The organism is Streptomyces sp. NBC_00045 (assembly GCF_045041095.1).
Lineage (GTDB): Bacteria > Actinomycetota > Actinomycetes > Streptomycetales > Streptomycetaceae > Streptomyces.
Genome location: NZ_CP108271.1, coordinates 4,665,678 through 4,687,786 on the forward strand (window position 1 = coordinate 4,665,678; position 22,109 = coordinate 4,687,786).

21 protein-coding genes are annotated in these 22,109 nt (G+C 69.9%); 16 read left to right on the top strand and 5 right to left on the bottom strand.

The features are described from left to right. Positions 1-6: 6 nt before the first annotated feature. Entirely contained in the window at positions 7-918 is a 912-nt protein-coding gene (locus OHA65_RS21945; RefSeq protein WP_327284818.1) for a glutaminase, read from the top strand. Between the two features lie 233 nt (positions 919-1,151). On the opposite strand, the gene OHA65_RS21950 is transcribed toward OHA65_RS21945, so the two are convergent. Then, positions 1,152-1,670 carry a GNAT family N-acetyltransferase gene (locus OHA65_RS21950; protein ID WP_327284819.1) on the bottom strand — a complete coding sequence of 173 codons (519 nt, stop codon included), beginning with the start codon at positions 1,668-1,670 and terminating at the stop codon, positions 1,152-1,154. A gap of 97 nt (positions 1,671-1,767) precedes the next feature. On the opposite strand from OHA65_RS21950, the gene OHA65_RS21955 reads away from it, so the two are divergent. After that, positions 1,768-3,051 (top strand): geranylgeranyl reductase family protein, encoded by a 1,284-nt coding sequence (locus OHA65_RS21955; protein ID WP_327284820.1) that lies wholly within the window; start codon positions 1,768-1,770, stop codon positions 3,049-3,051. A 60-nt stretch (positions 3,052-3,111) separates the two neighbouring features. On the opposite strand, the gene OHA65_RS21960 is transcribed toward OHA65_RS21955, so the two are convergent. The 4 genes from OHA65_RS21960 to OHA65_RS21975 all read right to left on the bottom strand — a co-directional run bounded on the left by OHA65_RS21960 (position 3,112) and on the right by OHA65_RS21975 (position 5,307). Continuing rightward, on the bottom strand, positions 3,112-3,561 hold the full coding sequence (locus OHA65_RS21960) for a DNA-binding protein (protein ID WP_327284821.1): 450 nt from the start codon (positions 3,559-3,561) through the stop codon (positions 3,112-3,114). Continuing rightward, complete coding sequence (locus tag OHA65_RS21965; RefSeq protein ID WP_351275476.1) at positions 3,555-3,746, bottom strand: hypothetical protein; 192 nt, start codon at positions 3,744-3,746, stop codon at positions 3,555-3,557. Before OHA65_RS21965 ends, OHA65_RS21960 begins: the two co-directional genes overlap by 7 nt. A 141-nt stretch (positions 3,747-3,887) precedes the next feature. Continuing rightward, entirely contained in the window at positions 3,888-4,208 is a 321-nt protein-coding gene (locus OHA65_RS21970; RefSeq protein WP_327284823.1) for a hypothetical protein, read from the bottom strand. Positions 4,209-4,473: 265 nt separating this feature from the next. Further along, positions 4,474-5,307, bottom strand: a complete 834-nt coding sequence (locus OHA65_RS21975) for a C40 family peptidase (protein WP_327284824.1) — start codon at positions 5,305-5,307, stop codon at positions 4,474-4,476. 790 nt (positions 5,308-6,097) lie between these two features. Here OHA65_RS21975 and OHA65_RS21980 point away from each other — a divergent pair. The 14 genes from OHA65_RS21980 (at position 6,098) to nuoN (ending at position 22,052) form a co-directional block, all read left to right on the top strand. Continuing rightward, a complete protein-coding gene (locus tag OHA65_RS21980; RefSeq protein ID WP_030028256.1) occupies positions 6,098-6,457 on the top strand; it encodes an NADH-quinone oxidoreductase subunit A in 360 nt (119 codons plus the stop codon). Between the two features lie 15 nt (positions 6,458-6,472). Further along, on the top strand, positions 6,473-7,027 hold the full coding sequence (locus tag OHA65_RS21985; RefSeq protein ID WP_327284825.1) for an NADH-quinone oxidoreductase subunit B family protein: 555 nt from the start codon (positions 6,473-6,475) through the stop codon (positions 7,025-7,027). Next, positions 7,024-7,746, top strand: coding sequence for an NADH-quinone oxidoreductase subunit C (locus OHA65_RS21990; protein ID WP_329314282.1), 723 nt, complete (start codon positions 7,024-7,026; stop codon positions 7,744-7,746). Before OHA65_RS21985 ends, OHA65_RS21990 begins: the two co-directional genes overlap by 4 nt. Further along, complete coding sequence (locus OHA65_RS21995; protein WP_327284827.1) at positions 7,746-9,074, top strand: NADH-quinone oxidoreductase subunit D; 1,329 nt, start codon at positions 7,746-7,748, stop codon at positions 9,072-9,074. Before OHA65_RS21990 ends, OHA65_RS21995 begins: the two co-directional genes overlap by 1 nt. Then, complete coding sequence (nuoE, locus tag OHA65_RS22000) at positions 9,071-9,850, top strand: NADH-quinone oxidoreductase subunit NuoE (protein ID WP_327284828.1); 780 nt, start codon at positions 9,071-9,073, stop codon at positions 9,848-9,850. The genes OHA65_RS21995 and nuoE overlap by 4 nt, the downstream gene beginning before the upstream one ends. Then, positions 9,847-11,196 carry an NADH-quinone oxidoreductase subunit NuoF gene (gene nuoF / locus OHA65_RS22005; protein ID WP_327284829.1) on the top strand — a complete coding sequence of 450 codons (1,350 nt, stop codon included), beginning with the start codon at positions 9,847-9,849 and terminating at the stop codon, positions 11,194-11,196. Before nuoE ends, nuoF begins: the two co-directional genes overlap by 4 nt. After that, entirely contained in the window at positions 11,193-13,700 is a 2,508-nt protein-coding gene (locus OHA65_RS22010; protein ID WP_405762319.1) for an NADH-quinone oxidoreductase subunit G, read from the top strand. The genes nuoF and OHA65_RS22010 overlap by 4 nt, the downstream gene beginning before the upstream one ends. An 85-nt stretch (positions 13,701-13,785) precedes the next feature. Further along, positions 13,786-15,189 carry an NADH-quinone oxidoreductase subunit NuoH gene (nuoH, locus tag OHA65_RS22015; RefSeq protein ID WP_327284831.1) on the top strand — a complete coding sequence of 468 codons (1,404 nt, stop codon included), beginning with the start codon at positions 13,786-13,788 and terminating at the stop codon, positions 15,187-15,189. After that, positions 15,182-15,787 (top strand): NADH-quinone oxidoreductase subunit NuoI, encoded by a 606-nt coding sequence (gene nuoI, locus OHA65_RS22020; protein WP_327284832.1) that lies wholly within the window; start codon positions 15,182-15,184, stop codon positions 15,785-15,787. The genes nuoH and nuoI overlap by 8 nt, the downstream gene beginning before the upstream one ends. Beyond that, positions 15,784-16,593 carry an NADH-quinone oxidoreductase subunit J gene (locus OHA65_RS22025; protein WP_327284833.1) on the top strand — a complete coding sequence of 270 codons (810 nt, stop codon included), beginning with the start codon at positions 15,784-15,786 and terminating at the stop codon, positions 16,591-16,593. The genes nuoI and OHA65_RS22025 overlap by 4 nt, the downstream gene beginning before the upstream one ends. Next, a complete protein-coding gene (nuoK, locus tag OHA65_RS22030; RefSeq protein ID WP_054223348.1) occupies positions 16,590-16,889 on the top strand; it encodes an NADH-quinone oxidoreductase subunit NuoK in 300 nt (99 codons plus the stop codon). The genes OHA65_RS22025 and nuoK overlap by 4 nt, the downstream gene beginning before the upstream one ends. Positions 16,890-16,901: 12 nt before the next feature. Next, positions 16,902-18,797 carry an NADH-quinone oxidoreductase subunit L gene (gene nuoL / locus OHA65_RS22035; RefSeq protein ID WP_327284834.1) on the top strand — a complete coding sequence of 632 codons (1,896 nt, stop codon included), beginning with the start codon at positions 16,902-16,904 and terminating at the stop codon, positions 18,795-18,797. A gap of 1 nt (position 18,798) precedes the next feature. Continuing rightward, the gene (locus OHA65_RS22040) at positions 18,799-20,400 is read left to right on the top strand and encodes an NADH-quinone oxidoreductase subunit M (protein WP_327284835.1); all 1,602 of its coding nucleotides are present in this window, start codon (positions 18,799-18,801) and stop codon (positions 20,398-20,400) included. 5 nt (positions 20,401-20,405) lie between these two features. Beyond that, complete coding sequence (nuoN, locus tag OHA65_RS22045) at positions 20,406-22,052, top strand: NADH-quinone oxidoreductase subunit NuoN (RefSeq protein ID WP_327284836.1); 1,647 nt, start codon at positions 20,406-20,408, stop codon at positions 22,050-22,052. Positions 22,053-22,109: the final 57 nt, after the last annotated feature.

Genomic DNA, 22,109 nt, shown 5'->3' on the forward strand with positions numbered 1-22,109 from the left:
GGCCCGGTGGACTACCAGGAGCTGCTGGAGCGGATCGCGGCGGACATCGCCCCCTTGGTGGGCAGCGGTACGCCCGCCGAGTACATCCCGGCGCTCGCGTCCGTGGACGCCGGGCAGTTCGGCATGGCCGTCGCCGATCTCGACGGCAACGTGTACGGGGTGGGGGACTGGCAGGTGCCGTTCTCCGCGCAGTCGATCACCAAGGTGTTCGCCCTGGCCCTGGCACTGGCCGAGGGCGGCGACAGCCTGTGGGAGCGGGTCGGGCGGGAGCCGTCGGGCAACCCGTTCAACTCCCTCGTGCAGCTGGAGTACGAGAACGGCATTCCGCGCAATCCGTTCATCAACGCGGGCGCGCTCGTCGTCACCGACCGGCTGCAGACACTGACGGGCGACGCGAGCAGCGAGCTGCTGGAGTTCCTGCGGCAGGAAAGCGGCAACCCGGACCTCGGCTTCGACGCGGAAGTGGCCGCGTCCGAGCAGGAGCACGGCGACCGCAACGCCGCGCTCGCGCACTTCATGGCTTCCTACGGGAACATCGACAACCCCGTGCCGACGCTGCTCGACCACTACTTCTGGCAGTGCTCCATCGAGATGAGCTGCGCCGACCTGGCACGGGCGGCGCGGTTCCTGGCCCGGCACGGGCTGCGCGCGGACGGCTCGCGGCTGCTGACGCGGAGCGAGGCGAAGCAGGTCAACGCGGTGATGCTGACCTGCGGGACGTACGACGCGGCCGGAGAGTTCGCCTACCGGGTGGGCCTGCCGGGCAAGAGCGGCGTGGGCGGCGGGATCGTGGCGGTCGTCCCGGGACGGTGCACGCTGGCCGCCTGGAGCCCGGGCCTGGACCCCCACGGCAACTCGGTCGCGGCCGCGGCCGCCCTGGACCGCTTCACCACCCTGACGGGCCTCTCGGTCTTCTGACGCGCCGCTCGCACGCCTCGGCGCCGGGGCGCCTTCCCGGCTTCGCGCCGTTGCGCCGTTGCGCCGGACTCCGTCCATCGGCCCGGGGCGGGGCCGGCGGCAGTGGCCGGCCGGTGCGCACGGCCGCTGCGCGGGGCCGCCCCTCCCCGCCCCCTCCCGTCCACCGGGCTCCGCCCGGGGGGTGTTGGGGGGCCGGACCCCGCCAACGGCGCTGCGTGCGGGCGGGCCCGGGGCTAGTCGGGCTGGAGGGTGAGTTCGTAGCGGCGGCCGTACTTCTGGCCGTTCGGGAGGAGGAAGCGGGACGCCAGGGTCATGCCCAGCCGTTCCGCGACCGCGATCGACCGCTGGTTCTCGTCGTTGATCATCGCCACCACTCGCGGCACCCCGGCCGCCCGTACGCGTTCCAGCGTCGCCAGCGCCGCGGCATACGCGTACCCCTTGCCCCAGGCGGAGCGACCCAGCCGCCAGCCGATCTCTACCTCCCCGACCGGCCCCCATTCCTTCTCCCGCGGCCACGGCTGCGCGCCGGTGAACCCGATCACCGCGCCCTGCGCGTCCAGCAGCGTCCAGAGGCAGTAGCCGAGCTGCGCATCGTGCATCCGCTGCCGCGCGGTGAACTCCTCGTACAGGGACAGCTCGGCGGGACCGCCGAGGAACTCCATCACGTCGGGGTCGTCGAAGACCCCGTGCCAGGCCCGCGCATCCTCGTGGGTGGGCACGCGCAGCTCTACGGCGGGGAGCGAGGTGGTCATCGGGCAGCCCTTCGGGTTCGTGATCTCTCTCGCTGCATAGACTGCACATGTCCTGTGCCGTTGGGCACCCTTTATCGAGCCTTCGGGAGACCCCGCAGTGACCGAGCCCCTCTCCGAACACTCCGCGGATGTGATCGTCGTCGGGGCCGGACCCGCCGGCTCGACCACCGCCTACTACCTCGCCAAGGCGGGACTCGACGTCCTGCTGCTGGAGAAGACGGCGTTCCCGCGCGAGAAGGTCTGCGGCGACGGTCTGACCCCGCGCGCCACCAAGCAGCTGGTGGCGATGGGCATCGACATCTCCGAAGAGGCCGGCTGGCTGCGCAACAAGGGCCTGCGGATCATCGGTGGCGGCCAGCGGCTCCAGCTGGACTGGCCGGAACTCGCCTCCTTCCCCGACTACGGACTCGTCCGCAAGCGCGACGACTTCGACGAGACCCTGGCCCGCCAGGCCCAGAAGGCCGGCGCCCGCCTGTACGAGCGGTGCAACGTCGGCGAGCCGGTGCGGGATCCGCGGACCGGCCACATCACGGGCGTGCAGGCCAAGCTCGGCGAGGAGAAGATCCCGGTCACCTTCAGCGCGCCCCTCGTCGTCGCCGCCGACGGCAACTCCTCCAGGCTGTCCCTCGCGATGGGCCTGCACCGGCGCGAGGACCGGCCGATGGGCGTGGCCGTGCGGACGTACTTCACCTCCCCGCGCCACGACGACGACTACCTGGAGTCCTGGCTGGAACTGTGGGACCGGCGCGGAGCCCAGGACCGGCTGCTGCCCGGCTACGGCTGGATCTTCGGCATGGGCGACGGCACGTCCAACGTCGGTCTCGGCATCCTCAACTCCTCCTCCGCCTTCCGGGAGCTGGACTGGCGCGAGGTCCTCAAGGCCTGGTGCGCGTCCATGCCGGAGGACTGGGGCTACACCCCCGAGAACATGACGCAGCCGATCCGCGGCGCGGCCCTGCCGATGGCCTTCAACCGGCAGCCGCACTACACCAAGGGCCTGCTGCTCGTCGGTGACGCGGGCGGCCTCGTCAACCCGTTCAACGGCGAGGGCATCGCCTACGCGATGGAGTCGGGCCAGATCGCGGCCGACGTCATCGTGCAGGCGCACGCCCGGTCCACGCCGGCGCAGCGCGAGCTGGCCCTGCACAGCTACCCGAAGGTGCTCAAGGAGACCTACGGCGGCTACTACTCGCTGGGCCGCGCCTTCGTGAAGCTGATCGGCAACCCGAAGGTGATGAAGGTCGCCACCCAGCGCGGCCTGACGCACCCGGTGCTGATGCGGTTCACCCTGAAGATGCTGGCCAACCTGACCGACCCGGCGGGCGGCGACGCGATGGACCGCATCATCAACGGCCTCTCCAAGGTGGCTCCAAAAGCCTGATCATTCAAGGCCGGGCCGCTCGTTGGGTAGTTGAGCGGCCCGGCTCCTGACGTTTGGCCGTCAGACGTTGACGATCTTCACCTTCGGCGAGCCGGGAAGCTCCTCGGCGGCCTTGCACAGCGCCGGGATGTGCGACTTGTCGGAGGTGACGAGGAGTACCGGGGGCGGGCAGAGCGCGGCGGTGGCCACCACGAGTGCGTCCACGAGGCATTCGTGCCCGTCAAGGCCCGAGGTATCCAGCAGCTTCGCTGCGGCGTCTGTCACCGCGTCGTTGACCGGTTTCACGTCGAACCGGGACAGCAGGAACCGGAGTCGCTTGGCGGCTTCTCCTGTTCGGCGCACCTCCAAGGGCGTCAGTGCGGACAGCGCCACGCGTCTGCCGCTCTGCTGAGCGACCTCGATGCGCGCACGCATCCCCTCGTCGCCGTCGACGTGAAGCGAAAGCCCCTGGGCGTCCAGGACGAGCGTGCCCTCGCTCTTGGCTTTGATCTTGAGGCGCTTGCTTACCACTCCTGTTCCGCCTGCCGCCGCGCTTCGGCGGAGACGGGGCCGAACGCCTTGCGGTCGGCGGCCACGACCTCACGGAGCTTCTGCGCGGCGAGCCATTCCTCCAGGGCTTCGGCCACGACGGAGGAGAACCCGTTCTTGCCGGTGCGCTCCTCGACTTCCTTGATCAACGACTGTGCGAGCGACACGGATCTCTTACCGGCCCGCTCGGCGGCCTGGGGCGCTACGTGGCTGCTCATACCTAAAACGTAACACCGCTGGTAGGAAATTTCTCGTCCGATGGTTACCCCGGTGGAACCAAGGTGGCCCCGAAGGCCTGACGGGTGGCGTTACGAGGCGGGTCGGGCCGGGGTCTCGCCGGTTCGGTCCGCTCCGTCGTCACCGGAGCCTTCGTACGGGGCGGGCTCCGCCGCGCCGTGGACGGTGCGCACGCAGCGGGCCAGCAGGACCAGGCCCCACAGCAGCAGCGTGAGCGCAACGGCCCAGCCGAGCCCCAGGATGACGGGATGTCCGGGTTTGTGCCACGGGCGGGCGGTGTTCAGCAGCCAGCCGCCGACGGCGAGCAGGAAGAGCCCGGTGGCGGCCGGTGTAGCGGTGGGGTCGACGGTTCCCCCGCCGGAGCCGTGCTCCTCGTACGCCCTGCCGATCACGGTCCACCACCTCCCGGGCTGCATCTGTCCGCAGCACCCCCGCCATCTTCTCAAGGCCTCGGCCGGTTCCACACGGGCCGCCCGCCAGGCGGGATGAAGACCCGCCAGCAGCCCGGTGAACAACCCCGCGAGCGGGTGGGCACAGCGCGAGCCACGGCGGGTGGGCTCGGCGCGCAGGCACGGCGAAGGGCCGGCACTCCGCCCCGAGCGGGGGAGTGCCGGCCCTTCGCCGTGCCTGGAGGGGCTTCAGAGGCCCCTGGGAGCCTCAGAGGACGCGGACGGCGCCCGTCGGCGGGTCGTAGCTCAGGGAGCGCTCGACGATGCCCGTGCTGGGGTTCTGGGCGCCCACGAACTTGCCGCCGCCGACGTAGATGGCGACGTGGTAGGCGTTGCCGCGGGAGCCCCAGTACAGGATGTCGCCCGGCTTCAGGGAGCTCAGGGACACCGAGCTGCCCGCCGCGGACTGGTCCTGGGACACGCGGGGCAGCGAGATGCCGGCCTGGCGGTAGGCGGCCTGGACGAGGCCGGAGCAGTCGAACGAGGACGGGCCGGTCCCACCGCTGACGTACGCCTTGCCGACCTGCGCACGGGCGAAGTTCACGATGGCGGCGGCGGAGCCGGTCGCCGGGGCGGTGACGGTGCCCGAGCCCAGCTCGCCGGACCCGGAGGCGGAGGCGCTCTGCAGCGAGGTGCGGTCGGAGCTGCGGGTGGCGCGCTCGGCCGCGGCCTTGCGGTCCGCCTCCGCCTTCGCCTTCTTCTCGGCGTCGGCCTTCTCGGCGTCTTCCTTGGCCTTCTTCGCCTCGGCGGCAGCGCCCGTACGGGCCTGCTCCTCCTGAGTGCGCAGTTCGCCGGTGACGGCGGCGGCGGCCGTGTTCTCGGCGGCGGTGGTGACGGCGGAGGAGACCTCGGCGGCCAGGTCCAGGTTCAGGACCGGCATTTCGAGCGTCGTCTCGGTCACGGGCTCGGACGGGGACGCGCTCGCCGTGCCGGCCATCGCCAGGGTGCTGAGGACGCCACCGGCAACTCCGGCGCGGACCGCGAGCTTCGAGGCGGAGCGGCGGGGCTTCCGGTGGCTGGGTATGTGAGCGGTGTGGGACATGAGGACAACCGCTATCAGGGGGTCCGGGTTCCCATCAAGAAACGTGGTCTGCGCCACAGTTGCGCGAAAAGTGAGCTAACCGGGCGCGCCGCGCGTCTTATTGACGCCGTAACGGGCGAATCGGACACGCCGTCACAGGGCTGTGATCAAGGGGTTTCAGTAATTAGTCCGAAATGATCCACGGACTACCATCCCGGTGCACAGATGGCCAAGCCCTCTTTCGGAACCGAAAATTCGGTGTGACGCAGGTCACAGGAACGTCTCGCCGTGAGGGCGCTGTGGCCCGTCCGTGACCTTGCCGTGAACTTGCCGCGTGGGCGGCGCCGGCGCTCGTGAACATGTGCACGCAGTCACGTCCCCGACTGCCCCCGTTCACCCCGTCCATTCCCGTCCCCGGGGATTCCCTCGGCCGAGCGACGGCGACTTCCCTTTACCGTGCAAGGCTTGATCTCGCAAATTTGCCTGCACTGGGAATCGTTTGATAGTGCCACCCCCCTTCTACCTGCGGTAACGGGGGTGGATGTCACCTTTGGTGATCATGTGGATGCTTCGCGTATGAAGATCACAGCTCATCTGACTTCATGATCGTTCGTCAGGTGGTGGAGATCACAAACTCGTTGTTGTTACCCGTGTCGCAGATCACAGACCACCGGGCATAAGATGCGCACCAGTCCGGCTTGTGAACTGCCTCACATGCGATCTCTCGAAGTTGGGCGATCTTCGCGGGGCGGCTCGCTCGGTGCCGGCACAGCGGTCCAACGGTCAAGGACGACTGGAAGGAGCGAGGAGCGTGAATGCATACGCACCCATCCTCGTGCTCGGCGCCCTCGGCGCAGGGTTTGCGATCTTCTCCGTGGTCATGGCCACGCTGATCGGCCCAAAACGGTACAACCGGGCGAAGCTTGAGGCGTACGAGTGCGGCATCGAGCCGACGCCCACGCCGGCCGGCGGCGGTCGCTTCCCCATCAAGTACTACCTGACGGCGATGCTCTTCATCGTCTTCGACATCGAAGTTGTCTTCCTCTACCCCTGGGCCGTCACCTTCGACTCCCTGGGGATCTTCGGGCTCGTCGAGATGCTGCTCTTCGTGCTCACCGTCTTCGTCGCCTACGCCTACGTGTGGCGCCGCGGCGGCCTGGAATGGGACTGAGGGGCTGAATTTCCCATGGGACTGGAAGAGAAGCTGCCGAGCGGCTTTCTGCTGACCACCGTCGAACAGGCCGCGGGTTGGGTGCGCAAGTCATCCGTGTTCCCCGCGACCTTCGGCCTGGCCTGCTGCGCCATCGAGATGATGACCACCGGAGCGGGCCGGTACGACCTGGCCCGCTTCGGCATGGAGGTCTTCCGCGGCTCCCCGCGCCAGGCCGATCTGATGATCGTGGCCGGGCGGGTCAGCCAGAAGATGGCGCCGGTGCTGCGGCAGGTGTACGACCAGATGCCCGCTCCCAAATGGGTCATCTCCATGGGGGTTTGCGCATCTTCAGGCGGAATGTTCAATAACTACGCGATTGTCCAGGGCGTCGACCACATCGTCCCGGTGGACATCTATCTCCCCGGCTGCCCGCCGCGCCCCGAGATGCTGATCGACGCGATCCTCAAGCTCCACCAGAAGATCCAGGGCGGAAAGCTCGGCGTGAACCAGGAAGAGGCGGCGCGCGAGGCGGAGGCGGCGGCCCTCAAGGCCCTCCCCACCATCGAGATGAAGGGGCTCCTGCGGTGAGCCAGACCTCCCCAGACAACGGGAACAACGTTCCTGCCCCCCGGGACTCCGCCGGCGGCCCCGAGGTCATCGGCGTCCGCAAGGGCATGTTCGGAGCCCAGGGCGGCGGCGACACCAGTGGCTACGGCGGCCTCGTCCGCACCGTCGCGATGCCCGGAGCGAGCCACCGCCCCTACGGCTCCTACTTCGACGAGGTCGTGGACGAACTCGAAGGAGCGCTGGAGGAGCAGGACCTGCTTCCCGAGAACGCGATCGAGAAGGTCGTCGTCGACCGGGGCGAGCTGACGCTCCACATCGCCCGCGAGCACCTGCTCCGGGTGGCCGGCACCCTGCGCGACGACCCCGCCCTGCGCTTCGAGCTCTGCACCGGCGTCAGCGGGGTGCACTTCCCCGACGACAAGAGCCGCGAGCTGCACGCCGTCTACCACCTGCGCTCGATCACCCACGGCCGCGTGCTGCGCCTGGAGGTGTCGGCCCCGGACGCCGACCGCCACGTCCCGTCGCTCGTCTCCGTCTACCCGACGAACGACTGGCACGAGCGCGAGACCTACGACTTCTTCGGCCTGGTCTTCGACGGGCACCCGGCCCTCACCCGGATCATGATGCCGGACGACTGGCAGGGCTTCCCGCAGCGCAAGGACTACCCGCTCGGCGGCATCCCCGTCGAGTACAAGGGTGCCCAGATCCCGGCTCCCGACCAGCGGAGGTCGTACAGCTGATGTCCAACACCTCGAACCACGCGGCCTCCCGGGAAACCACAGAGGGCACCGTCTACACCGTCACCGGCGGCGACTGGGACGAGATCGTCCAGTCCGCGGCCAAGGCCGACGACGAGCGGATCGTCGTCAACATGGGCCCGCAGCACCCGTCCACCCACGGCGTGCTCCGCCTGATCCTGGAGATCGACGGCGAGACGGTCACCGAGGCCCGCTGCGGCATCGGCTACCTGCACACCGGCATCGAGAAGAACCTCGAATTCCGGAACTGGACGCAGGGCACCACCTTCGTGACGCGCATGGACTACCTGACGCCGTTCTTCAACGAGACGGCGTACTGCCTCGGCGTCGAGAAGCTGCTCGGCATCACCGACCAGATCCCGGACCGCGCCACCGTCATCCGCGTCCTGCTGATGGAGCTCAACCGGCTCTCCTCCCACCTGGTGTGCATCGCCACCGGCGGCATGGAGCTGGGCGCGACCACGATCATGATCTACGGCTTCCGGGACCGCGAGCTGATCCTCGACATCTTCGAGCTGATCACCGGCCTGCGCATGAACCACGCGTTCGTCCGCCCCGGAGGCCTCGCCCAGGACCTGCCCCCGGGCGCCGTGGACCAGCTGCGCGACTTCCTCAAGACCATGAAGAAGAACCTGCCGGAGTACGACAAGCTCGCCACCGGCAACCCCATCTTCAAGGCCCGCATGCAGGACGTCGGCTACCTCGACCTCACCGGCTGCATGGCGCTGGGCGCCACCGGCCCGATCCTGCGCTCCGCCGGCCTGCCGCACGACCTGCGCAAGGCGGACCCGTACTGCGGCTACGAGACCTACGAGTTCGACGTGCCGACCACCGAGACCTGCGACTCGTACGGGCGGTTCCTGGTCCGCCTGGAGGAGATGCGCCAGTCCCTGCGGATCGTCGAGCAGTGCCTGGAACGGCTGGAGCCGGGCCCGGTCATGGTCGCCGACAAGAAGATCGCCTGGCCGGCGCAGCTGGCGATGGGCCCGGACGGCCTCGGCAACTCGCTCGACCACATCAAGAACATCATGGGCACCTCCATGGAAGCCCTCATCCACCACTTCAAGCTGGTGACCGAGGGCTTCCGGGTACCGGCCGGGCAGGTGTACGCGGCCGTCGAGTCCCCCAAGGGCGAACTCGGCGTCCACGTCGTCTCCGACGGGGGCACCCGCCCCTACCGGGTCCACTTCCGCGACCCGTCCTTCACCAACCTGCAGGCCATGGCCGCGATGTGCGAGGGCGGCCAGGTCGCCGACGTCATCGTCGCCGTCGCCTCCATCGACCCCGTGATGGGAGGCGTCGACCGATGACCACTGAGTTTTCTGGAGGGGACACCCCCCAGGCCCCCCTGTCCCTGGGCATGCCCCAGCTGCCGGCCCCCGACTTCCCGGCCGACGTGCGCGCCCGGCTCGAAGCCGATGCCGCCGAGGTCATCGCCCGCTACCCCGACAGCCGCTCCGCGCTGCTGCCGCTGCTGCACCTGACGCAGGCGGAGGAAGGCCACGTCTCGCGGACCGGCATCCGGTTCTGCGCCGAGGTGCTGGGCCTGACCACCGCCGAGGTCACCGCCGTCGCCACCTTCTACACGATGTACCGGCGGCGGCCCTCCGGCGACTACCAGGTCGGCGTGTGCACGAACACCCTGTGCGCGGTCATGGGCGGCGACGCGATCTTCGACGAGCTCAAGGCGCACCTCGGGGTCGGCAACAACGAGACCACCCCCGACGGCAAGGTGACGCTGGAGCACATCGAGTGCAACGCGGCCTGCGACTACGCCCCCGTGGTGATGGTCAACTGGGAGTTCTTCGACAACCAGACCCCCGACTCCGCCAAGGCCATGGTCGACGACCTGATCGCGGGCCGACCCGTCGCGCCGACCCGGGGCGCGCCGCTGTGCACGTACAAGGAGACCGCCCGGATCCTGGCCGGCTTCCCGGACGAGCGCGAGGGCGCGGTCGAGGCGAGCGGCGGCGCCGGCCCCGCCTCCCTGATCGGCCTGCGCATCGCACGCGGCGAGACCCCGCAGCTCGGCAAGGTCGTGCACCCGCGTGGTGAGGCCGAGGCTGCCACCGAGGAGGGGGAGTGATGACGGTGACTGCCGAAATGCATGAGAACGGTGCGCCGGAGAAGCTGCTGGCGCCCGTGCTGTCGGCGTTCTGGGACGAGCCGCAGTCATGGACGCTGGAGACCTACCGGCGGCACGACGGGTACGAGGGCCTGCGCAAGGCACTCGCGATGACCCCGGACGACCTCATCGCATATGTGAAGGACTCCGGTCTGCGCGGCCGCGGCGGCGCGGGCTTCCCCACCGGAATGAAGTGGCAGTTCATTCCGCAGGGCGACGGAAAGCCGCACTACCTCGTCGTGAACGCGGACGAGTCGGAGCCGGGAACCTGCAAGGACATCCCCCTTCTCTTCGCCAACCCGCACTCCCTCATCGAGGGAATGATCATTGCCTGCTACGCGATCCGGTCGGAGCACGCCTTCATCTACCTGCGCGGCGAGGTCGTGCCGGTGCTGCGGCGCCTGCACGAGGCGGTGCGCGAGGCGTACGACGCCGGCTACCTCGGGGAGAACGTTCTCGGGAGCGGACTGAAGCTCGACATCACGGTGCACGCGGGAGCGGGCGCGTACATCTGCGGTGAGGAGACGGCACTCCTCGACTCCCTCGAAGGCCGGCGCGGCCAGCCCCGGCTGCGTCCCCCCTTCCCTGCCGTCGAGGGGCTCTACGCGTGCCCCACTGTCGTCAACAACGTCGAATCCATCGCCTCGGTTCCCGCGATCCTGAACCGGGGCAAGGACTGGTTCAAGGCGATGGGGACCGAGAAGTCCCCCGGCTTCACCCTGTACTCGCTCTCCGGGCACGTCGCCGGCCCCGGCCAGTACGAGGCCCCCCTCGGCATCACCCTGCGCCAGCTGCTCGACATGAGCGGCGGGATGCGGCCCGGGCACCGGCTGAAGTTCTGGACCCCGGGCGGCTCCTCCACCCCGATGTTCACGGACGAGCACCTGGACGTGCCGCTGGACTACGAGGGCGTCGGTGCGGCCGGCTCCATGCTCGGCACCAAGGCGCTCCAGTGCTTCGACGAGACGACCTGCGTGGTGCGGGCCGTCACCCGCTGGACCGAGTTCTACGCGCACGAGTCCTGTGGCAAGTGCACCCCCTGCCGCGAAGGCACCTACTGGCTGGTCCAGTTGCTCCGCGACATCGAAGCCGGCGAGGGCGTCATGTCGGACCTCGACAAGCTGAACGACATCGCCGACAACATCAACGGAAAGTCGTTCTGCGCGCTCGGCGACGGCGCCGCCAGCCCCATCTTCTCCTCGCTCAAGTACTTCCGCGCGGAGTACGAGCAGCACATCACGGGCAAGGGCTGCCCCTTCGACCCCAGGAAGTCGACCCTCTGGGCTGACACGGAGGTGAACGCATGACCGTCACCACTAATGCTCCGACCGGTGGCGGAGAGGCCGCCGTACCCCCCGAAGACCTGGTCTCCCTGACCATCGACGGCGTCGAACTGTCGGTGCCCAAGGGGACCCTGGTCATCCGGGCCGCCGAACAGATCGGCATCGAGATCCCCCGGTTCTGCGACCACCCCCTGCTCGACCCGGTCGGCGCCTGCCGCCAGTGCATCGTCGAGATCGAGGGCCAGCGCAAGCCGATGGCCTCCTGCACCATCACCTGCACCGACGGCATGGTCGTCAAGACGCAGCTGACCTCCCCGGTCGCCGAGAAGTCCCAGCGCGGCGTGATGGAGCTGCTGCTCATCAACCACCCGCTGGACTGCCCGGTCTGCGACAAGGGCGGCGAGTGCCCCCTGCAGAACCAGGCGATGTCCCACGGTCAGAGCGACTCGCGTTTCGATGGCAAGAAGCGCACCTACGAGAAGCCCGTCCCGATCTCCACCCAGGTGCTGCTGGACCGCGAGCGGTGTGTCCTGTGCGCGCGCTGCACCCGCTTCTCCACGCAGGTCGCGGGCGACCCGATGATCGAGATGCTCGAACGCGGGGCGCTCCAGCAGATCGGCACCGGCGAGGGAGACCCCTTCGAGTCGTACTTCTCCGGCAACACCATCCAGATCTGCCCCGTCGGCGCTCTCACCTCGGCCGCGTACCGGTTCCGCTCCCGCCCGTTCGACCTCGTCTCCTCCCCGAGCGTGTGCGAGCACTGCGCGGGCGGCTGCGCGACCCGGACCGACCACCGCCGCGGCAAGGTGCTGCGCCGGATGGCCGCCGAGGACCCCGAGGTCAACGAGGAGTGGATCTGCGACAAGGGCCGCTTCGGGTTCCGCTACGCGCAGCGCCCGGACCGGCTGACCACCCCGCTGGTGCGCGGCACCGACGGGGTCCTCGCCCCGGCGAGCTGGCCCGAGGCCCTGGAGGCCGCGGCCGCCGGGCTCGCCGCCGCGCGCGGCCGGGCAGGGGTGCTGACCGGCGGTCGGCTCACCGTCGAGGACGCCTACGCGTACGCCAAGTTCGCGCGGGTGGTCCTCGACACCAACGACATCGACTTCCGGGCCCGGATCCACAGCGCGGAGGAGACCGATTTCCTCGCGGCCACCGTCGCCGGCACCGGCAAGGACCTCGACGGCAAGGGGGTGACGTACTCCGCGCTGGAGGCCGCGCCCGCCGTCCTGCTCGTCGGCATCGAGTCGGAGGAAGAGGCCCCCGGCGTCTTCCTGCGGCTGCGCAAGGCCCACCGCAAGCACAAGCAGCGGACCTTCGCCCTCGCCCCGTTCGCCACCCGCGGCCTGGAGAAGGCCGGAGGCACCCTGCTGGCCGCCGCGCCCGGCACCGAGCCCGAATGGCTCGACGCGCTGGCCTCCCGGACCGGGCTGGAGGCCGGCGGGTCCGGGGCCGCCGACGCGCTGCGCCGCAGCGGCGCGGTCATCGTCCTCGGGGAGCGCCTGGCCGGCGTGCCCGGCGCGCTGACCGCCGCCGTACGGGCCGCCGCCGCCACCGGCGCGCAGCTGGTGTGGATCCCGCGCCGGGCCGGGGAGCGGGCCGCCGTCGAGGCGGGCGCGCTGCCGTCCCTGCTGCCGGGGGCCCGGCCGGCCACCGACCCGCGGGCCCGCGACGAGGTCGCCACCGCGTGGGGGCTGGACGAACTCCCGCACCGCTACGGCCGCGACACCGGCCAGATCGTCGAGGCGGCCGCCGGCCGCGAGCTCTCCGCCCTGCTGGTCGCCGGCGTCGAGGTCGCCGACCTGCCGGACCCGGCCCGCGCGCTCGTCGCCCTCCAGGAGGCCTTCGTCGTCTCGCTGGAACTGCGGCCCGGCCAGGTCACCGACCACGCGGACGTGGTCTTCCCGGTCGCCGCCGTCGCCGAGAAGGCGGGCGCGTTCATCAACTGGGAGGGCAGGGTCCGGCCGTTCGAGGCCGCGCTCAAGCCCGAACAGATGACCCGCCCGCTCGCCCCCGCCGACGCCCGCGTGCTGCACATGCTGGCCGACGCGGCCGACCGGCCGATCGCGCTGCCCGACGTACACGCCGTACGCCGCGAGCTCGACGCGCTCGGCCCGTGGACCGGTGAACGCGCCGCCGAGCAGTCCGCGGACACCATGCCGCCGCCCCGCCCCGGAGCGGGCGAGGCCGTCCTCGCGGGCCACCGGCTCCTCCTCGACCAGGGTCGGCTCCAGGAGGGCGACGACGCCCTCGCCGGCACCCGGCACGAGGCGAGCGCCCGGCTCTCGGCCGCCACGGCCGCCGAGACCGGCGTCAAGGACGGTGACGTCCTCGCGGTGACCGGCCCGGCCGGCTCCGTGGAACTCCCGCTACGGATCACCGAGATGCCCGACCGGGTGGTCTGGCTCCCGCTGAACTCCACCGGGCACGGCGTGCTCGCCGACACCGGGGCCCGCCCGGGCACCCTCGTACGGATCGGCCCGGCCGGGGTCGGCCCGGCGGCCGACGAGGACGCGGAGGTGCGGCCGTGAACGCGACCGCGCTGCGGCACTCGGCGTCGCTGACCCATGTCCTTCGGCCGGGCGAAGCTCCGGCCCCCGTAAGGGAGGTGCGAGCATGGTGAACCACCTCGCCCAGATCGCGGCCCAGTCGCAGCCGCACGTCCTCGCGGCCGAGGACCTGAGCCTGTTCGGCCGCGACGTGTGGTGGCTGGTCCTCATCAAGGCGGTGTTCTGCTTCGCCTTCCTGATGGTGACCGTGCTCTTCTCCATCGTGTGGGAGCGCAAGGTCGTCGCCTGGATGCAGCTGCGCATCGGCCCCAACCGGCACGGCCCCTGGGGCATGCTCCAGTCGCTCGCCGACGGCGTGAAGCTCATGCTCAAGGAAGACATCATCGTCAAGCGGGCCGACAAGGTGGTGTACGTCCTGGCCCCGATCATCGCGGCGATCCCGGCCTTCATGGCCATCGCGGTGATCCCCTTCGGCCCGGCCGACGACGAGGTCTCGATCTTCGGCCAGCGCACCACGATGCAGCTCACCGACCTGCCGATCGCGATGCTCTACATCCTCGCGGTCGCCTCCGTCGGCATCTACGGCATCGTCCTGGCAGGCTGGTCCTCGGGCTCGACGTACCCACTGCTCGGCGGCCTGCGTTCCTGCGCGCAGATGATCTCGTACGAGATCGCGATGGGCGCGGCCTTCGCCTCCGTCTTCCTCTACTCCGGGTCGATGTCGACCTCGGCGATCGTCGAGGCGCAGGCCGACCGCTGGTACATCGTGCTGCTGCCGGTGTCGTTCATCATCTACGTCATCACCATGGTCGGCGAGACGAACCGGGCGCCGTTCGACATGCCGGAGTCCGAGGGCGACCTCGTCGGCGGCTTCAACACCGAGTACTCCTCCATCAAGTTCGCGCTGTTCATGCTGGCCGAGTACGTCAACATGGTCACCGTCTCGGCGGTCTCGGTCACCCTCTTCCTCGGCGGCTGGCGCGCCCCCGCGCCGATCTCCACGTACTGGGAGGGCGCGAACCACGGCTGGTGGCCGATGCTCTGGTTCGTCATCAAGGTCCAGCTGCTGCTGTTCTTCTTCATCTGGCTGCGCGGCACGCTGCCCCGCGTGCGCTACGACCAACTGATGAAGCTCGGCTGGAAGGTCCTGATCCCGGTCTCGGTGCTCTGGCTGATGCTGGTCGCGACCGTCCGGGCGCTGCGCAACGAGCGCTACGACTTCTCGGAGATCGTCCTGTACGTCGGCGGCGCGGTCGTCGCGATCCTGCTGCTGTCCTTCGTCGCGGACCTGTTCCGCGACCGCAAGGAGAAGGCGGCCGCCGAACAGGCCGGCGAGGCCGCCGCGGACGCGCCCTTCGACCCGCTGGCGGGCGGATTCCCCGTACCGCCCAAGCCCGGCCAGCAGCTGGCACCCGTACCGCGCAGGCGGCCCCGCCGGGAGCGGGAGCTGATCGTCAGTGGCGGGACGAATACCGACAGTGACCGAGAGGAGGGTGCTGAGAATGCCTGAACCGGAGCAGAACGAGAAGTGGCAGAACCCGGTGGCCGGCTTCGGCGTGACCTTCAAGGCCATGTTCAAGAAGCGCCTCACCGAGCAGTACCCCGAGCAGCAGAAGACCACCGCCCCGCGCTTCCACGGACGGCACCAGCTGAACCGGCACCCGGACGGTCTGGAGAAGTGCATCGGGTGCGAACTGTGCGCCTGGGCCTGTCCCGCCGACGCCATCTACGTGGAGGGCGCGGACAACACCGACGAGGAGCGCTACTCCCCGGGCGAGCGGTACGGCCGGGTCTACCAGATCAACTACGCCCGCTGCATCCTGTGCGGGCTGTGCATCGAGGCCTGCCCGACGCGGGCGTTGACGATGACGAACGAGTTCGAACTGGCCGACTCCAGCCGCGAATCCCTCATCTACACCAAGGAGCAGCTGCTCGCGGGCCTGACCGAGGGCATGGTGGAGTCGCCGCACTCGATCTTCCCGGGCACCGACGAGCAGGACTACTACCGCGGTCTGGTCACCGGGGCGGCTCCCGGGACCGTCCGGCAGGTGGCGGTCTCCAAGGGCGAGACCGGGGCCGCGCCCGACGCCGAGGAGGTGCAGGCATGAGCGCCCTCGCAGCGGCCACCTCGACCTCCACGGGCGAAGCGGTCCAGTTCTGGGTCCTCGCCACCGTCGCCGTCATCGGGGCGCTGTCCACGATCCTGATGAAGAAGGCCGTACACAGCGCCCTGAGCCTGGCCGGGACGATGATCATCCTGGCGGTCTTCTACCTCGCCAACGGTGCGTACTTCCTCGGCGTGGTCCAGGTCATCGTCTACACCGGCGCGATCATGATGCTCTTCCTCTTCGTGGTCATGCTGGTCGGCGTCACCGCCGCCGACTCCCTCAAGGAGACCCTGAAGGGGCAGCGCTGGATGGCCGCCCTGTGCGGGCTCGGCTTCGGCGTCCTGCTCATCGCCGGCCTCGCCAACGCCCACCTCAGCCACTTCAACGGACTCGGCCGGACCAACTCCGCCGGGCACGTCGAGGGGCTGGCCACGCTGATCTTCACCAAGTACGTGTTCGCCTTCGAGATCACCGGCGCGCTGCTGATCACCGCAGCCGTCGGAGCGATGGTCCTCACCCACCGCGAGCGCACCGAGCGGGCCGCCACCCAGCGCGAGCTCGCCGAGCGGCGCGTCCGCGAGGGCGTCCAGCTCCCGCCGCTGCCCGCGCCCGGCGTGTACGCCCGGCACAACGCGGTGGACGTCGCCGGTCTGCTGCCGGACGGCACCCCGTCCGAGCTGACCGTCAGCAAGACGCTGCGCGCCCGCGGCCAGGTCCGGGACGTGTCGGACGAGGCACTGGAGGACTTGAAGGCGCTGGAGCAGCGGTCGGCCGAGCGGCTCGGCCGTGAGGAGGCCTCGAAGTGAACCCGGTCAACTACCTGTACCTGTCGGCGCTGCTGTTCACCATCGGCGCCGCCGGAGTACTGATCCGGAAGAACGCGATCGTGCTGTTCATGTGCATCGAGCTGATGCTCAACGCCTGCAACCTCGCCTTCGTGACCTTCTCCCGGATGCACGGCAACCTCGACGGCCAGATCATCGCCTTCTTCACGATGGTCGTCGCCGCTGCGGAGGTCGTGGTGGGCCTCGCGATCATCGTGTCGCTGTTCCGTACCCGCCACTCGGCCTCGGTCGACGACGCCAGCCTGATGAAGCTGTAAGGGGCGCTCACAGTGGAGAATCTGATTGGGCTGCTGATCGCGGCGCCCCTGCTCGGAGCGGCGGTGCTGCTGTGCGGCGGCCGGCGCCTCGACAAGGCCGGGCACTGGCTCGGCACCCTGCTCGCCGCCGCCTCCTTCGGCATCGGCGTGGCCCTGTTCGCGGACATGCTCGGACGCAGCGCCGACGACCGGACGCTGTACCAGAAGCTGTACACCTGGATCCCGGTCGAGAACTTCCAGGCGGACGTCGCCTTCCAGCTGGACCAGCTGTCGATGACGTTCGTCCTGCTGATCACCGGAGTGGGCACGCTCATCCACGTGTACTCGATCGGGTACATGGAGCACGACGAGCGCCGCCGCCGCTTCTTCGGCTACCTCAACCTGTTCCTCGCGGCGATGCTGCTGCTGGTCCTCGCCGACAACTACCTGCTGCTGTACGTCGGGTGGGAGGGCGTCGGCCTCGCCTCGTACCTGCTCATCGGCTTCTGGCAGCACAAGCCCAGCGCGGCGACCGCCGCGAAGAAGGCCTTCCTGGTCAACCGGGTCGGCGACATGGGCCTGTCGATCGCGATCATGCTGCTGTTCACCACCTTCGGGACCTTCGCCTTCGGACCGGTCTTCGCCTCCGTGGGGAACGCCACCGAGGGCAAGCTGACGGCGATCGCCCTGATGCTGCTGCTCGCCGCGTGCGGCAAGTCGGCCCAGGTGCCGCTGCAGTCCTGGCTCGGCGACGCGATGGAGGGCCCGACCCCGGTCTCGGCCCTGATCCACGCGGCGACCATGGTCACCGCCGGCGTCTACCTCATCACCCGCTCCGGGGCGGTCTTCAACGCCGCGCCGGACGCGCAGACCGCGGTCGTCGTGGTCGGCGGGGTCACGCTCCTCTTCGGTGCGATCGTCGGTTGCGCGAAGGACGACATCAAGAAGGCCCTCGCCGGCTCGACGATGTCGCAGATCGGGTACATGATCCTGGCCGCGGGCCTCGGCCCCATCGGTTACGCCTTCGCGATCATGCACCTGGTGACGCACGGCTTCTTCAAGGCCGGCCTCTTCCTCGGCGCGGGTTCCGTGATGCACGGGATGAACGACGAGGTGGACATGCGGCGCTACGGCGGCCTGCGCCGGTTCATGCCGGTCACCTTCGTCACCTTCGGCCTCGGCTACCTCGCCATCATCGGCTTCCCGGGCCTGTCCGGCTTCTGGTCCAAGGACAAGATCATCGAGGCGGCCTTCGCGAAGGGCGGCACCGAGGGCTGGATCCTCGGAGCGGTCACCCTGCTGGGCGCGGCCGTCACCGCGTTCTACATGACCCGCGTGATGCTCCTGACCTTCTTCGGTGAGAAGCGCTGGCAGCCGGACGCTGAAGGCCACGAGCCGCACCCGCACGAGTCCCCGAAGTCCATGACCCTCCCGATGGTCGTGCTGGCCTTCGGATCGGTCTTCGCAGGTGCCCTGTTCAGCTTCAACGAGTCCTTCGTGAAGTGGTTGGAGCCCGTCACCTCCTTCGAGCACGGGAACCCGCCGATCGGAGCCGCCGCGATCACCGCCTCGACGGTGGTGGTCCTGCTCATCGGCGTGGGCCTCGCCTACGTCCAGTACGGCAGGAAGCCCGTCCCGGTGGTCGCCCCGCGCGGCAGCTGGGCCACCCGGGCGGCCCGCCGGGACCTGTACCAGGACGACTTCAACCACGTCGTGCTGGTGCGCGGCGGGGAGCACCTGACCCGCTCGCTCGTGTACGTCGACCACACCCTGGTCGACGGAGTGGTCAACGGGACGGCCGCCACGGTCGGCGGCGCTTCGGGCCGGCTGCGCAAGCTGCAGAACGGCTACGCCCGCAGCTACGCGGTCTCGATGTTCGGGGGCGCGGCGATCCTCATCGCCGCGACCCTGCTGATGAGGGCGGTGTGAGATGAGTTTCCCGCTTCTGACGGTGACGGCCGCGCTCCCCGCGGTCGGCGCCGTCCTGACGGCGGCCGTCCCGGCCGCCCGCAGGACCGCCGCCAAATGGCTGGCGCTGCTCTTCTCGCTGGCGACCCTGGCCCTGGCCGTGCTCGTCGCGGTCCGCTTCGAGCCCGGCGGCGCCCGCTACCAGCTCACCGAATCGCACGCCTGGATCCCCGACTTCGGCGTCCGCTACCAACTGGGCGTCGACGGCATCGGGGTCGTCCTGATCGCGCTGACCGCGCTGCTGATCCCCTTCGTGATCGGGGCCGGCTGGCACGACGCCGACCCGCTGGAGACCGAGTCTCCGGCGGACTCGCGCTGGCGGCCCACCCAGGGCTTCTTCGCCCTGATCCTGCTGGTCGAGGCGATGGTGGTGATCTCCTTCGAGGCCACCGACGTCTTCCTCTTCTACATCTTCTTCGAAGCCATGCTGATCCCGATGTACTTCCTCATCGGCGGCTTCGGGGACCGGGCCCACTCCGGGACCGACGAGAACGCGGCCGCGCAGCGCTCGTACGCGGCGGTCAAGTTCCTCCTCTACAACCTGGTCGGCGGCCTGATCATGCTGGCCGCCGTCATCGGGCTGTACGTGGTCGCCGGGAACTTCTCGCTCCAGGAGATCGCCGCCGCCCGCGCCGCGGGCACGCTCGACATGGCGACCAACACCGAGCGGCTGCTGTTCCTCGGCTTCTTCTTCGCCTTCGCGGTGAAGGCCCCGCTGTGGCCGCTGCACACCTGGCTGCCGAACGCGATGGGAGAGTCCACCGCCCCGGTCGCCGTACTGATCACCGCGGTCGTCGACAAGGTCGGCACCTTCGCGATGCTCCGCTTCTGCCTCGGGCTGTTCCCCGACGCCAGCAAGTGGGCCACGCCGGCGATCCTCGTCCTGGCCCTGATCAGCATCGTCTACGGCGCGCTGGTCGCGGTCGGGCAGCGCGACATCAAGCGGCTGGTCGCGTACGCCTCGATCTCCCACTTCGGGTTCATCATCATGGGCATCTTCGCGATGACCTCCCAGGGGCAGTCGGGCGCGACGCTGTACATGGTCAACCACGGGCTCTCCACGGCCGCGCTGATGCTGGTGGCCGGCTTCCTGATCTCGCGCCGCGGCTCCCGCCTGATCGCCGACTACGGCGGCGTGCAGAAGGTGGCCCCGGTACTGGCCGGCACCTTCCTCATCGGTGGCCTCGCCACCCTGTCACTGCCGGGCCTGGCCCCGTTCGTCAGTGAATTCCTGGTCCTCGTCGGCACGTTCGCCCGCTACCCCGTCATCGGCATCATCGCCACCATCGGGATCGTGCTGGCCGCGCTCTACACGCTGGTGCTCTACCAGCGCACGATGACCGGCCCCGTGAAGGAGGAGGTCCGCCCGATGCAGGACCTGCGCCTGCGCGAGGTGCTCGTCGTCGCCCCGCTGATCGTGCTGCTGATCGCGCTGGGCGTGTACCCGAAGCCGCTCACCGAGATCGTCAACCCGGCGGTGGAGCACACCATGTCCGACGTACACCAGAAGGACCCGAAGCCTGAAGTGGCCGTCGAGGCCAAGAACGGGGAGGCGGCGAAGTGAGCACCATGGCTGCTGCCCAAGGGCTGCTGACGCTGGCGGCCGCGGAACCGGCCGACCGGATCCCGGCCCCGCACATCGAGTACGCACAGCTCGCGCCCACGCTGATCGTGGTGGGCGCGGCGGTCATCGGAGTGCTCGTCGAGGCCTTCGTCCCGCGCAAGTCCCGCTACTACGTCCAGGTGTTCCTCGCCGTCGCCGCACTGGCCTCGGCCTTCGCGGCGGTCGTCGGCCTCGCCGCCGGCGGGTACGGCGGCGACAAGGCACACATCGCGGCAATGGGCGCCGTGGCCGTCGACGGCCCGGCGCTGTTCCTCCAGGGGACCATCCTGCTCGCCTCGATCGTCGCGGTCTTCACCTTCGCCGAGCGGCGCCTGGACCCGGCAGCCCACGGCAACCGGGTGGACTCCTTCGCCGCGCAGGCGGCCTCCGTGCCGGGCAGCGACAGCGAGAAGGCCGCCGTCAAGGCGGGCTTCACCACCACCGAGGTCTTCCCGCTGGCGCTGTTCGCGATCTCCGGCATGCTGATCTTCCCGGCGGCCGACGACCTGCTGACGCTGTTCGTGGCCCTGGAGGTCTTCTCCCTCCCGCTGTACCTGCTCTGCGCGGTCGCCCGCCGCCAGCGCCTGATGTCGCAGGAGGCCGCGGTCAAGTACTTCCTGCTCGGCTCCTTCTCCTCCGCCTTCCTCCTCTTCGGCATCGCCCTGGTCTACGGCTACGCGGGCTCCGTCTCGTACGCGACCATCGCCGACGTGGTCGACGGCACCGTCACGAAGATCGACCCGGCACTCGCCGACACCATGGGCAACGACGCACTGCTGCTCATCGGCGGGGCGCTGATCCTGACGGGCCTGCTCTTCAAGGTCGGCGCGGTCCCGTTCCACATGTGGACCCCGGACGTCTACCAGGGAGCCCCGACCCCGGTCACGGGCTTCATGGCGGCGGCGACGAAGGTCGCCGCGTTCGGCGCGCTGCTCCGCCTGCTGTACGTCGTCCTCCCCGGCCTGCGGTGGGACTGGCGGCCGGTGATGTGGGGCGTGGCGATCGTGACGATGCTGGCCGGCGCGGTGATCGCGGTGACCCAGACCGACGTCAAGCGCCTGCTCGCCTACTCCTCGATCGCGCACGCGGGCTTCATCCTGGCCGGTGTGATCGCGACGTCCGCACAGGGCGTGCAGTCCGTCCTCTTCTACCTGGCCGCGTACTCCTTCGTGACGATCGGCGCGTTCGCCGTGGTCACACTGGTGCGCGACGCGGGCGGCGAGGCGACGCACCTGTCCAAGTGGGCGGGCCTGGGTCGCCGTTCCCCGCTCACGGCGGCAGTGTTCGCGGTGTTCCTGCTGGCCTTCGCCGGCATCCCGCTGACGTCCGGCTTCGCCGGCAAGTTCGCCGTGTTCAAGGCGGCGGCGGAGGGCGGCGCGGGGGTGCTGGTCGTGGTCGGTGTCATCTCGTCCGCGATCGCCGCGTTCTTCTACATCCGGGTGATCGTGCTGATGTTCTTCAGCGAGCCGAAGGCGGACGGCCCGACGGTGGCCGTCCCGTCCGTGCTGACGATGACCACGATCGCGGTCGGCGTGGCCGTCACCCTGGTCCTGGGCGTGGCCCCGCAGTACTTCCTGGACCTGGCGGGCCAGGCGAGCACGTTCGTCCGCTGACCGTCATGCACGGCGCAGGGCCCGACCCCTCCGGGGGACGGGCCCTGCGCCGTGTGC

Coding starts and splice junctions, on each gene's coding strand:
- OHA65_RS21950 (WP_327284819.1), bottom strand. CDS start 1,670: ATGACCACCTCGCTCCCCGCCGTAGAGCTGCGCGTGCCCACCCACGAG.
- OHA65_RS21975 (WP_327284824.1), bottom strand. CDS start 5,307: ATGTCCCACACCGCTCACATACCCAGCCACCGGAAGCCCCGCCGCTCC.
- OHA65_RS21985 (WP_327284825.1), top strand. CDS start 6,473: ATGGGACTGGAAGAGAAGCTGCCGAGCGGCTTTCTGCTGACCACCGTC.
- OHA65_RS21995 (WP_327284827.1), top strand. CDS start 7,746: ATGTCCAACACCTCGAACCACGCGGCCTCCCGGGAAACCACAGAGGGC.
- nuoE (WP_327284828.1), top strand. CDS start 9,071: ATGACCACTGAGTTTTCTGGAGGGGACACCCCCCAGGCCCCCCTGTCC.
- OHA65_RS22010 (WP_405762319.1), top strand. CDS start 11,193: ATGACCGTCACCACTAATGCTCCGACCGGTGGCGGAGAGGCCGCCGTA.
- nuoH (WP_327284831.1), top strand. CDS start 13,786: ATGGTGAACCACCTCGCCCAGATCGCGGCCCAGTCGCAGCCGCACGTC.
- nuoI (WP_327284832.1), top strand. CDS start 15,182: ATGCCTGAACCGGAGCAGAACGAGAAGTGGCAGAACCCGGTGGCCGGC.
- OHA65_RS22025 (WP_327284833.1), top strand. CDS start 15,784: ATGAGCGCCCTCGCAGCGGCCACCTCGACCTCCACGGGCGAAGCGGTC.
- OHA65_RS22040 (WP_327284835.1), top strand. CDS start 18,799: ATGAGTTTCCCGCTTCTGACGGTGACGGCCGCGCTCCCCGCGGTCGGC.
- nuoN (WP_327284836.1), top strand. CDS start 20,406: ATGGCTGCTGCCCAAGGGCTGCTGACGCTGGCGGCCGCGGAACCGGCC.